Annotated in this window: 10 protein-coding genes and 1 pseudogene; 3 read left to right on the forward strand and 8 right to left on the reverse strand. The window is 65.6% G+C overall.

Annotation, left to right across the window (positions count from 1 at the left end):
• Positions 1-62: 62 nt before the first annotated feature.
• Positions 63-1,154: a hypothetical protein gene (locus tag ACWGST_RS09600; protein ID WP_452046432.1), complete on the forward strand. Its 1,092-nt coding sequence runs from the start codon at positions 63-65 to the stop codon at positions 1,152-1,154.
• Positions 1,155-1,247: 93 nt separating this feature from the next.
• Here ACWGST_RS09600 and ACWGST_RS09605 read toward each other — a convergent pair whose 3' ends face one another.
• The 7 genes and pseudogenes from ACWGST_RS09605 to nrdH all read right to left on the reverse strand — a co-directional run bounded on the left by ACWGST_RS09605 (position 1,248) and on the right by nrdH (position 8,787).
• Complete coding sequence (locus tag ACWGST_RS09605; RefSeq protein WP_452046433.1) at positions 1,248-3,596, reverse strand: glycoside hydrolase family 3 N-terminal domain-containing protein; 2,349 nt, start codon at positions 3,594-3,596, stop codon at positions 1,248-1,250.
• Positions 3,597-3,854: 258 nt separating this feature from the next.
• Positions 3,855-4,049, reverse strand: a pseudogene (locus tag ACWGST_RS09610) (DNA alkylation repair protein); the annotation flags it as partial.
• A 44-nt stretch (positions 4,050-4,093) separates the two neighbouring features.
• The gene (nrdF, locus tag ACWGST_RS09615; RefSeq protein WP_452046434.1) at positions 4,094-5,116 is read right to left on the reverse strand and encodes a class 1b ribonucleoside-diphosphate reductase subunit beta; all 1,023 of its coding nucleotides are present in this window, start codon (positions 5,114-5,116) and stop codon (positions 4,094-4,096) included.
• Positions 5,113-5,922: an NUMOD3 domain-containing DNA-binding protein gene (locus ACWGST_RS09620; RefSeq protein ID WP_452046435.1), complete on the reverse strand. Its 810-nt coding sequence runs from the start codon at positions 5,920-5,922 to the stop codon at positions 5,113-5,115. Before ACWGST_RS09620 ends, nrdF begins: the two co-directional genes overlap by 4 nt.
• A 4-nt stretch (positions 5,923-5,926) precedes the next feature.
• The gene (nrdE, locus tag ACWGST_RS09625) at positions 5,927-8,059 is read right to left on the reverse strand and encodes a class 1b ribonucleoside-diphosphate reductase subunit alpha (RefSeq protein WP_452046436.1); all 2,133 of its coding nucleotides are present in this window, start codon (positions 8,057-8,059) and stop codon (positions 5,927-5,929) included.
• A gap of 5 nt (positions 8,060-8,064) precedes the next feature.
• Positions 8,065-8,481: a class Ib ribonucleoside-diphosphate reductase assembly flavoprotein NrdI gene (gene nrdI, locus ACWGST_RS09630; RefSeq protein ID WP_452046437.1), complete on the reverse strand. Its 417-nt coding sequence runs from the start codon at positions 8,479-8,481 to the stop codon at positions 8,065-8,067.
• Positions 8,482-8,553: 72 nt separating this feature from the next.
• Positions 8,554-8,787 (reverse strand): glutaredoxin-like protein NrdH, encoded by a 234-nt coding sequence (gene nrdH / locus ACWGST_RS09635; protein WP_056005481.1) that lies wholly within the window; start codon positions 8,785-8,787, stop codon positions 8,554-8,556.
• A 408-nt stretch (positions 8,788-9,195) separates the two neighbouring features.
• On the opposite strand from nrdH, the gene ACWGST_RS09640 reads away from it, so the two are divergent.
• The gene (locus tag ACWGST_RS09640) at positions 9,196-9,993 is read left to right on the forward strand and encodes an alpha/beta fold hydrolase (protein WP_452046438.1); all 798 of its coding nucleotides are present in this window, start codon (positions 9,196-9,198) and stop codon (positions 9,991-9,993) included.
• A gap of 11 nt (positions 9,994-10,004) precedes the next feature.
• On the opposite strand, the gene ACWGST_RS09645 is transcribed toward ACWGST_RS09640, so the two are convergent.
• The gene (locus ACWGST_RS09645) at positions 10,005-10,580 is read right to left on the reverse strand and encodes an HhH-GPD-type base excision DNA repair protein (protein ID WP_452046439.1); all 576 of its coding nucleotides are present in this window, start codon (positions 10,578-10,580) and stop codon (positions 10,005-10,007) included.
• 80 nt (positions 10,581-10,660) lie between these two features.
• Between ACWGST_RS09645 and ACWGST_RS09650 the strand changes: the two genes are divergently transcribed.
• Positions 10,661-11,044 carry a glyoxalase superfamily protein gene (locus ACWGST_RS09650; RefSeq protein ID WP_452046440.1) on the forward strand — a complete coding sequence of 128 codons (384 nt, stop codon included), beginning with the start codon at positions 10,661-10,663 and terminating at the stop codon, positions 11,042-11,044.
• The last annotated feature ends 56 nt before the right edge of the window (positions 11,045-11,100 follow it).

Raw genomic sequence — 11,100 nt, forward strand, 5'->3', positions numbered from 1 at the left:
CGTGCGAGGTGATCGAGGCTCGAAGCATGCGAAGAAACTGGAGTTCATGGGTCGGGTACTCCGTGGCAGCCTGGTCCGCGGCGTACGGAGCGCTCGGGTTGTGGTGGGCGTTCGGCGGCGGCGGCTTCCCGTTCGGCACCGGTGATCCGGAACTCATGGCCGAGCCCGAAATGGCCGCGAAAGTGTCTCTGCTCGGTTGGGTCACCCCGGAAGCCGCCGGACCCGTCATCGCTCTCGTCGCGTTCACCGGGGCGATCGTCGCCGCACTCATGGTGCGCGGGGTCGCCGGCACCTGGAGTCGACGTGTGCTGCCTGCATACGCCTGGTTGCTCGCCTTCGTATTGGCCGTCGGAATCCAGGACTACCGCACACTGGTCGTGGCCGCTTACACGCCGATCATGGCGGTCGCGAAGCTGCTCGGCATCTGGTCGAACGGCACCGGATGGGGTGACCTCTACCTCGCGCCGCGGCTGAACCTGCTGCTGTGCCTGCTTGCGGGGATCGGTTGGGCGTTGACCGCCGTCGGCTACCGGCGCCGAATCACGGGCGCCTGCACGGTGTGCGGACGCACCGGCTCGGACGAGTCGCCCTTCCTCGACCGTTGGGGGCGCCGCGCCGTGTGGATCGCGGTGGCGGCTCCGGTGCTGTACTGCGCCACGAGGTGGGCGTGGGCGCTCGGGTTCTCGCTCGGGATCGACCCGGTTGCCTACCAGGAAGCGAGGGAAGAGGGATTGTGGATCGCCGGCGCCGCGCTCGCTTCACTCGGGATCGTCGGCGCCGTGCTCACGCTCGGATTGATCCAGCGTTGGGGCGAGGTGTTTCCGCGCTGGATGATCGGCCTCAGCGGGCGAAGGGTGCCGCCGATGTTGGCAGTGATCCCGGCGATGTTCGTCGCCGTACTGGTCACCTCGACATCCATCATGTACATGAGAGTCGTGCTCATTGACGGCATCACGCCGGCAACGTGGCCGCTGTCACTGCCCGAGGTGTTCTTCTTCGTGTGGGGCATCGCCCTCTTCGTGGCTGCCCTCGCCTACTCCCGTCGACGGCGAGGAGCGTGCGCAACGTGCGGGCTGAGCAACACCGTCTCCGCGCCGAGAGACGGCGCTGCGCACGCAGAAGCGGCTCGTTCAGCGGTTCCGAGCACCCGATAACGCCCGAGGAGCAAGCGTTGCGATCGGCCCGGGCGGCGAACGGCGGGCCACCCTCCGGTGACCCGCCGTCCATTCCGCTCACTCAGAGCGGTGTCACTCCTCGTAGCTGAGCCCGAAGCCGAAGGGGTAGAGCGCCCCGTCGTCGGTCTCGTCGTAGCCCGGCGTGTCGCTGTTCTGCTGGATGATCGCCTCACGGGTGCCGGCCAACGCGAAGGGCATACGGCCCTGCGGGTTGAACTCACCCGAGACGATGTCCATGAGCGCCGCGGTGCTGTTGCCGAAGTTGGCGAGGATCGCACCCGCGTCACGCAGGCCGCTGGCCTCGTCGAGCACGAACGGCTGGCGGAAGTAGATGTCGAGAACGGTGTTCTCGGCACCGACCTCGGCCATCACCTGCTGCACCGTGTCGAGCGACGGGGTGACCGCCCACGACTCGGCGTCCTTCATGCCGCTGAAGTCGAGGATGCTCGTCTCCCACGGGAATGAGCCGCCGAAGTTCAGCCGGTTGTCGGTGCACGCCCCGCCGCCGTTGAGGACGCATGCGTCGGCCGCGCCGAACGGGCTCTGCCCGTCGAGACCGCCGAAGCCCTCGATCGTGCTCGGGTTGATGTGCGCCGGGTCGAGCCCCGAGGTGACGCTGTTGCTGACGTAGGTTCCGGTGTTCACGTTGCGTGCCGTCATCGAGACGAGCGCGACGTCGGCGTCAGCGGCAGTGCGCTGTTCGGCCGGGTCGTTGCCGTCGATGACGTCGTAGCCTGCCTCCGCAACCTGCGCGGCGTCGACGTTGCCGAGCACGTACACGGTCTCGCCGCCATCGAGCGGCAGCACGCTGTCACCCTCGACCTCCTGGTTCTGCAGGAGCACGGTGGACTTGCGCTGCAGGTCGACGGCGGTCGCGCGGTTCTCGTCGCTGCCGACGGTGGCCGTGGCGGCCGCGGGGTCGACGTACGGGTCCTCGAAGAGACCCAGCTCGAACAGCGGGGCGAGCAGGCGCTCGGCGGCGAGGGTCACGCGCTCTTCCGACACGAGCTCAGCGTCGACCAGATCGATGATGGTCGTCACGTCGTGGAAGCCCGAGAGCGTGTCGGTGCCGCCGTTGATGGCCGCCGCGACGCGCTCGGGGATCGTCGCGTCTTCGAGGCCCCAGGCACGGTCGTTGATGATGCCCGTGTCGGAGTTGACGTACCCCTTGAAGCCCATCTGGTCGCGCAACAGACCGTTGACGATCTGGTCGGAGAAGGCCATGCCGACCTCGTCGTAGTCGACGCCCTCGTAGGTGACGTCGACGGGCACGCCGTAGTACGGCATGATCGATGAGACGCCCGCGTCGATAGCGGCCTGGAAGGGCTTCAGGTGGTACCCGAAGGCGCCGCCCGGGTAGACCTGCGCCTTGCCGAACGCGTAGTGCGGGTCGAGGCCGAGCTCCTGCGGGCCGCCACCCGGGAAGTGCTTCATCGTGAGCGCGACGTCGGTCTCAGGGCTCAGCGAGTTGCCGTCCTTGCCGACCTCGCCCTGCAGCGACTTGACGAGCTGCCCCATGATGTTCGCGCCCAGATCGGCGTCCTCGGTGAACGTCTCATGCGTGCGGTACCAGCGCGGCTCGGTCGACAGGTCGGCCATGTAGCCGTACATGCCGCGCAGGCCGATGCTCGACCACTCTTCGCCCATGACCTCGGCGAAGTCTTCAACAACCGACATGTCGCCGTCGATCGCCGCGCCGGTGGCCAGCGCCTGCTCGCCGAGTGCGGCTGCGGCGATGCCGGCCTCCTTCGGGAACGCGCTGAACGCGCCGGGCGCCTCGTTGATGCCGACCCGAACCTGGGCGTCGATGTGGTTGCGCGCGTTCGACTTGTAGAGCACCGGGATGCCGAGGCGTGTGGCCTCACTCAGCTCCTGCATGCTGTTGGTGAATGTCGCGGCCTCTGCCGGCGTGATCCGGGGCGTGCCGGTGCAGGTGGCCGTGTCTTCGCCGGTCACGACGTTGCGGAAGATGAACCGATGCATCTGCTGGTTGTTGATGTAGTCGAGCCCGTTGGCCGGCACCGTGCCTCGCGTGCCGTCGGGCGCACAGGCCGCATTCACCGTGTCGATGAGCATGAGGCCCGCCTTCTCTTCGAGCGTCATCTGCTCGACGAGATCGGCGACGCGCTGCTCGACCGGCTTGCGCCAGTCTTCGTAGGTGTCGAGCGCGCCGTTGGCGTTCAGGTCCTTGAACTGCCGGCCCTTCTCCGTGACGATCTGCTTGGCACGCGCCTCCAGTACCGGGGGCTTGCCGTGATTGCCCTCGTTGGAAGCCGACGCAGCGGCCGCACGATCATTGCCCTGGCCTTGCGCGGGCACCGCAGCGACGGCACCCACGCCGACCGCGAATGTCAGCGGCATGGCGACGGCGAGTGCCGCGAGGCCCCGCCGTCGAAGCCGACGCGAAGATGCGTTGGTCATCAGTTCTCCTTTGAGCTGGTGTCTGAGAGCCGCCACCGTTGGGCACTCTCCACGACGCGCCGACGATGCGAGAAACGTCCGCCGGCCCCGGGCGGGTCCCGGGTGAGCCCAGTCTCGGCGGGCGCCCGCGAAAGTGGCAAGCGATTGCCACCAGTTGCATTTCAAAGCAGAGATGAGCGGATGCCGCCGCGGCACGCGCCGAGGCAATCTCCCCAGAGCGCAGCCGAACTACCGGCTGCGTCTTGACGGCCCCTGCCTCTGGAGCAGCACGATCGCGGCGAGCCGGCGCTCATCCACCGGCTCGGCCCACAGCTCCGACGCGAGCGCGGTGACCTCATCATGCGTCAGTTCCGGATGCCGCCGCCGCGCGTCTCTCACCGTGCCACGCACCGCACCCACCGAGGCGCCGTAGAACGCTCTTGAGGACGTCCGCGAGGAGCTTGCTCCCTCAATCGCGGGGACTGATGGCCGCCGCAGGATCAGAGCAATCCAACCCTCTAGAAGTCCCAGTCCTCATCCTCGGTGACAACGGCCTTGCCGATCACATACGACGATCCACTCCCCGAGAAGAAGTCGTGGTTCTCGTCCGCATTCGGCGAGAGCGCCGACAGGATCGCCGGGTTCACGTCGGTGACGGTCTTCGGGAACATCGGCTCGTAGCCGAGGTTCATGAGGGCCTTGTTGGCGTTGTAGTGCAAGAACTTCTTGACGTCTTCGGTCAGGCCGACGCCGTCGTAGAGGTCTTGCGTGTACTGCACCTCGTTGTCGTAGAGCTCGTAGAGCAGCGAGAACGTGTAGTCCTTCAGGACGTCGCGCTCGGCCTGCGAGAGCGGCTCGAGACCCTTCTGGAACTTGTAGCCGATGTAGTACCCGTGCACGGCCTCGTCGCGGATGATGAGGCGGATGAGGTCGGCCGTGTTGGTGAGCTTCGCCCGCGACGACCAGTACATCGGCAGGTAGAAGCCGGAATAGAACAAGAAGCTCTCGAGCAGCGTCGAGGCGACCTTGCGCTTCAGCGGCGAGTCACCCTGGTAGTACTCCATGATGATCGCGGCCTTCTTCTGAAGGTTCTCGTTCTCGACCGACCAGCGAAAAGCGTCGTCGATCTCCTTCGTCGAGCACAGCGTCGAGAAGATCGACGAGTAGCTCTTCGCGTGCACCGACTCCATGAACGCGATGTTCGTGTAGACGGCCTCTTCGTGCGGCGTGATCGCGTCGGGGATGAGCGAGACCGCGCCGACCGTGCCCTGGATCGTGTCGAGCAGGGTCAGGCCCGTGAACACGCGCATCGTCAGCGTCTGCTCGTCGGGCGTCAGAGTGTTCCACGACTGGATGTCGTTCGACAGCGGCACCTTCTCGGGCAGCCAGAAGTTGTTGACCAGACGGTTCCAGACCTCGAGGTCCTTCTCGTCTTGGATCTTGTTCCAGTTGATCGCGTTGACGTGGCTGACGAGCTTCAGCTTCTTGCCAGTGTGCGCCGGGTCGTTCTGAGCCGAGTTCACAGGATCGGTGAGGGTCATGAGCTGTCTCTTTCGTTGTTGCGATCGTCGATGCAGTGGCGGCACGTCTCGTTGAAGACGCCCTTGTTCGTGTGGTGACGGGTGTGAGCATTGCGGCCCGTCAGTGGCTTAGCGATGCCCTTCTGAGCAGCGGACATCTTCGCGCGAGTCTCTTCACTTGGCGTCTTGCCAAAGTTGGGGTTCAACTCTCCCCGACGCGTCTCGGAGAGTCGAGCACGAGACTCTTCTGACATCTTGCGACCGAAACTTGGGTGCTCCGGCCCGAACTTCCCGAAATTGGGATTCGCAGGGCCGCTGTACGTGCCCTTCCGCATCGCGGACCATTTCGCCTTCTGCTCGTCCGAGTGTGAACGCCCCCACACCGGCGAGTCCGGACCAAATCGGTGGACGCCGGTCGGGCGCCCTCGAGCACGGTCCCCTGCCGCCTTCCGCTGTTCCTCTGTCCACACCACACCAGTCGGCCCCAGCCCTCCATCCGTGAGGTTGAGCAGACGGTCACCCGTGGCGCGATAGAGGCTGATCCAGCTGATCTCCGCCTGGCCGAGATCTTCGCGAGTGGTCACGACGCGCTCGAGCACGACTACCTCGTACGCGTCATCCGGATTCTTTCGTAGCCAGTCGTAGAACGGAGTCTTGCGCCCATCTCGAGCGACCTTGCGATGCTCACTCAACCGACGTTTCACCGTCTTGGTTGTCTGGCCGACGTAGCGGTATTCGCCAGTTGCTCGAACGCGAAATCCGTACACGACGCCCACGATCGGAGCCCCTTGCCCCAATTCCGGCGACCACTCGACTGTCTCGATCATGAGTTCAGAGTGCGCAGCTCACACAAAGTTCCAGCTCCGTGCCTTCGAGGGCCATCTGACGCAGGCGGATGTAGTAGATCGTCTTGATCCCCTTCTTCCACGCGTAGATCTGCGCCTTGTTGATGTCGCGCGTCGTCGCCGTGTCCTTGAAGAACAGGGTGAGCGAGAGGCCCTGGTCGACGTGCTGCGTCGCCGCGGCGTAGGTGTCGATGACCTTCTCGTAGCCGATCTCGTAGGCATCCTGGTAGTACTCGAGGTTGTCGTTCGTCATGAACGCAGCCGGGTAGTACACGCGACCGAGCTTGCCTTCCTTGCGGATCTCGATCTTCGACGCGATCGGGTGGATCGAGGCCGTCGAGTTGTTGATGTACGAGATCGAACCGGTCGGCGGCACGGCCTGCAGGTTCTGGTTGTAGATGCCGTGCTCCTGGATCGACGCCTTCAGCGCCTTCCAGTCCTCCTGCGTCGGGATGTGCACGTTCGAGTCGGCGAAGAGCTGCGTGACCTTGGCGGTCGCGGGCACCCACGCGGCATCCGTGTACTTGTCGAAGAACTCGCCCGACGCGTACTTGGAGTCTTCGAAGCCGACGAAGGTCTCGCCGCGCTCTTTCGCGATGGCGTTCGACGCGCGCAGCGCGTGGAACAGAACCGTGTAGAAGTAGATGTTCGTGAAGTCGATGCCCTCTTCGCTGCCGTAGAAGATGCGCTCGCGGGCGAGGTAGCCGTGCAGGTTCATCTGGCCGAGGCCGATGGCGTGCGACTTGTCGTTGCCGTCTTCGATCGAACGCACCGAGGCGATGTGGCTCATGTTCGACACGGCGGTGAGGCCGCGGATGGCGGTGTCGACCGTCTTGCCGAAGTCGGGCGAGTCCATCGTGAGTGCGATGTTCAGCGAGCCGAGGTTGCACGAGATGTCTTTGCCGATCTCGTTGTAGCTCAGGTCTTCGTTGTACGTCGTCGGCGTGTTCACCTGCAGGATCTCGGAGCACAGGTTCGACATGTTGATGCGGCCCTTGATGGGGTTCGCCTTGTTCACCGTGTCTTCGAACACGATGTACGGGTAGCCGCTCTCGAACTGGATCTCGGCGAGCGTCTGGAAGAACTCGCGCGCGTTGATCTTGGTCTTCTTGATGCGCGGGTTGTCGACCATCTCGCGGTACTTCTCGGTGACCGAGATGTCGCCGAACGGCGTGCCGTAGACCTTCTCGACGTCGTACGGCGAGAAGAGGTACATGTCTTCGCCGTTCTTGGCGAGCTCGAACGTGATGTCGGGCACGACGACGCCGAGCGACAGCGTCTTGATGCGGATCTTCTCGTCGGCGTTCTCGCGCTTGGTGTCGAGGAACCGCATGATGTCGGGGTGGTGGGCGCTGAGGTACACCGCGCCGGCACCCTGGCGGGCACCGAGCTGGTTGGCGTAGCTGAAGGAGTCTTCGAGCAGCTTCATCACGGGGATGATGCCGCTCGACTGGTTCTCGATCTGCTTGATCGGGGCGCCGGCCTCGCGGATGTTGGAGAGCGAGAGCGCCACGCCGCCGCCGCGCTTCGAGAGCTGCAGAGCGGAGTTGATGCCGCGCGAGATCGACTCCATGTTGTCTTCGATGCGCAGCAGGAAGCAGGAGACGAGCTCGCCGCGCTGGGCCTTGCCCGTGTTGAGGAAGGTCGGGGTGGCGGGCTGGAAGCGGCCGCCGATGATCTCTTCGACGAGGTTGACGGCGAGCTTCTCGTCGCCCTGCGCGAGACCGAGGGCGGTCATGACGACGCGGTCTTCGAAGCGCTCGAGGTAGCGCTTGCCGTCGAACGTCTTCAGCGTGTAGCTCGTGTAGTACTTGAACGCGCCGAGGAAGGTCTCGAAACGGAACTTCTTCGAGTACGCCAGGTCGTTGAGCTTCGTGATGAACTCGAACGAGTACTGGTCGAGCACGGCCTGCTCGTAGTACTCCTTCTCGACGAGGTAGTCGAGGCGCTCTTTCAGCGAGTGGAAGAAGACGGTGTTCTGGTTGACGTGCTGCAGGAAGTACTCGCGCGCCGCCTCGCGGTCTTTGTCGAACTGGATCTGACCGTCGTCGCCGTAGAGGTTCAGCATCGCGTTCAGCGAGTGGTAGTCCATGCCGCTCGCCGAGCGCGGTGCGTCCATGAGCGCTACGCCGTCAGTTGTCGCTGTGTTTGCCAAAATGCGTCCAATCCATCGTTGACGGCGCGAACGTCGTCTGGTGTTCCGAATACTTCGAAGCGGTAGAGGTGCGGCACCCCGGTCTTGGCGGCGATGATGTCGCCGGCCAAACCGAAGGCCGTACCGAAGTTGGTGTTGCCCGCGCTGATGACGCCGCGGATGTTCGAGCGGTTGTCGGGGTCGTTCAAGAAGCGGATGACCTGCTTCGGCACTGCGCCCTTGCCCTCGCCGCCGCCATAGGTCGGCACGACGAGCACGAAGGGCTCGTCGACGTGCAGCGCATCTTCACGCGAGTACAGCGGGATGCGGAGCGCAGCACGGCCGAGCTTGTCGATGAAGCGCTTCGTATTGCCCGAGACGCTCGAGAAGTAGACCAGATTCGTCATGGTGCGTCCTTCGCCGGTAGAACTCGGTGGTCGAGCAGGCGCGCCGGCGCCGTATCGAGACCCCGTGCCCGATTACGCGAGGCGCGAGGCGAGCTCGTCGATCTTGTCGGGGCGAAAGCCCGACCAGTGGCCTTCGTCGGTGATGACGACCGGGGCCTGCAGGTAGCCCAGCTCTTTGACCTGCGCAAGGGCGCTCTCGTCGACAGAGAGGTCGAGCACTTCGTACTCGATGCCCTTACTGTCGAGGGCGCGATACGTCGCGTTGCACTGGACGCAAGAAGGCTTGGTGTAGACCGTGACCGTCATTGTTTTCCCCTCGTTCTCAGGCTCTGGAGGAGCCTGTCCCCCGGTGTTGCATTTCGTTCTTCAATACTACATCTAGTGTTCGCGGAACTCGACTGCCACAACATGCTGTAGTTACATTCGTGTAGTTATCCACCGGGTTATCCACGGGTTGTGAACAGCGGATGCCTCTGCGACCTGCGGATTCTCGCGGCTGCGGCCGAGGTTATCCACACCCGCCCACTTCGAAATCTCTTGCCCTGTGGACGGATGCCGGGCGTGTCGCGAATCGGAACCCTTGGGGGTGCTACGCCCGCCCGACCCCTACATGTGGTGTTGTTCCTCCATGCTCCCAGCACCCACCGACATCGCCATGGCACAGCGCACCCGAGCGGCGTAGCCTGACCCCGAAGCGAGACGAAGGGGCCTCCCATGACCGAGTTCGCGACCTCAGCAGACGGCACGCGCATCGCGTACGACCGGCGGGGCTCCGGCCCGCCCGTGATCCTCGTCGACGGTGCCATGCAGTTCCGTGCCTTCGACCCGCCGAGCGCCGAGATGGCCGGCGAGCTCGCCGGACACGGCTTCACGGTCTACCGCTACGACCGGCGCGGGCGCGGCGAGAGCCCCGCCGACCCGCCGATCACCCTCGCACAGACGCTCGACGACCTCCGCGCACTCATCGCCGTGGCCACCGAGGGCGCCGACGACGCGGTCGCCCTCTTCGGCAGCTCCTCGGGCGGGGCGATCGCACTTGCGGCCGCGGCATCCGGCCTCGCGGTCTCGAAGCTCGTGCTCTGGGAGGTGCCGCTGCGCGCCGAACTCGGCGCCGACGCCCAGCAGTTCCTCGACGGGCTGCGCGAGCGCATCGCAGCCGGCGATGGCGACGCCACGATCGAGTACTTCATGAAGGACATGCCGCCCGAGTGGCTCGCGGGCGCGAAGGCGAGCCCCGGCTGGCCGATCATGACGGCGATGGGCCCGAGCCTCGAGCCCGACTCCGAGGCGCTCGCGTGGACGCAGAGCGCGGCGCGATCGACGCTCTGGGCGGGAATCGCGCAGCCGACGCTCGTACTCGTCGGCGAGCAGACCCTCGACCTCATGGGGCCGGCGGCCGATTCGCTCGTCGCGAACCTGCCGCACGCGATCCGCGGCACCGTGCCCGCCGCCGATCACGCGTGGGAGCCGAAGTCGATGGCGCTCACGATCGCGGGGTTCCTGGTCGGCTGAGTCGCCGGGCTTCAGCCCTTCGCGGCCTTCGCGGCGGCCTTGGCCGCCTGCTTCGTCGCCCGCACCTTGGCGAGCGACTCGGGGTCGACGATGTCGGCGACCGAACGGAACGACCCCTCGTCGCCGTACGAGCCGGCCGCCTCGCGCCAGCCGGGCGCCGTGAGCCCGCACTGCTTGCCGAGCAGTGCGAGGAAGATCTTCGCCTTCTGGTCGCCGAAACCGGGCAGGGCCTTCAGCCTCTTGAGCACCTCGGCACCGCTCGGGTCGCCCTGCGTCCAGAGAGCGGATGCCTCGCCGCCCCAGTCGTCGACGATCGCCGAGGCGAGCGCCTGCACGCGACCGGCCATCGAGCCGGGGAAGCGGTGCACCGCGGGCGTCTGCTTGAACACCTCGACGAAGGCCTCGGGGTCGTAGCCCGCGATCGTCTCGGGGTCGAGCGAGCCGATGCGCGAACGGATCTTCTCGGGCCCGGCGAACGCCGATTCCATGGTCACCTGCTGGTCGAGGAGCATTCCCGTGAGCAGTGCGAACGCGTCGTCGCTGAGCAGCTCGTCGGCGGCCTGCTCGCCCGTGATGTGCAAAGCCATGCGTCCATCCTTCCACTCGAGTGCCGCGGCATCCGCTCATGGTTAAAGCTGTCGCATTCGCAACCCTACGAGGAGTCACCATGGACTGGAAGATCGAACTGATCCACGTTCCCGTCACCGACGTCGACCGGGCGAAGGCGTTCTACGTCGACAAGCTCGGGTTCAACGCCGACCACGACCAGCGCGTGAACGAGAACCTGCGCTTCGTGCAGCTGACCCCGCCGGGCTCGGCGTGCTCGATCGCGTTCGGCGAGGGCATCGGGGGCGGCCTGCAGCCTGGTCAGCAGGACTCGATCCAGGTCGTCATCCCCGACGCCGACGCCGTGCTCGCCGAGCTCCGCGCCAAGGGCGTCGAAGCCGAGGGCGTCGACGAGCAGGCGTGGGGCCGATTCATCACGCTGAAGGACCCCGACGGCAACCGCTGGACCCTGCAGCAGCTGCCGGCGTGGAGCGGGCAGGGATAGCAGTACAGGCAGCAGTCACCCCCAGAACGACGGCGGCCCCCGCTCCCGAAGGAGCG

The organism is Agromyces sp. NPDC055520 (assembly GCF_053619715.1).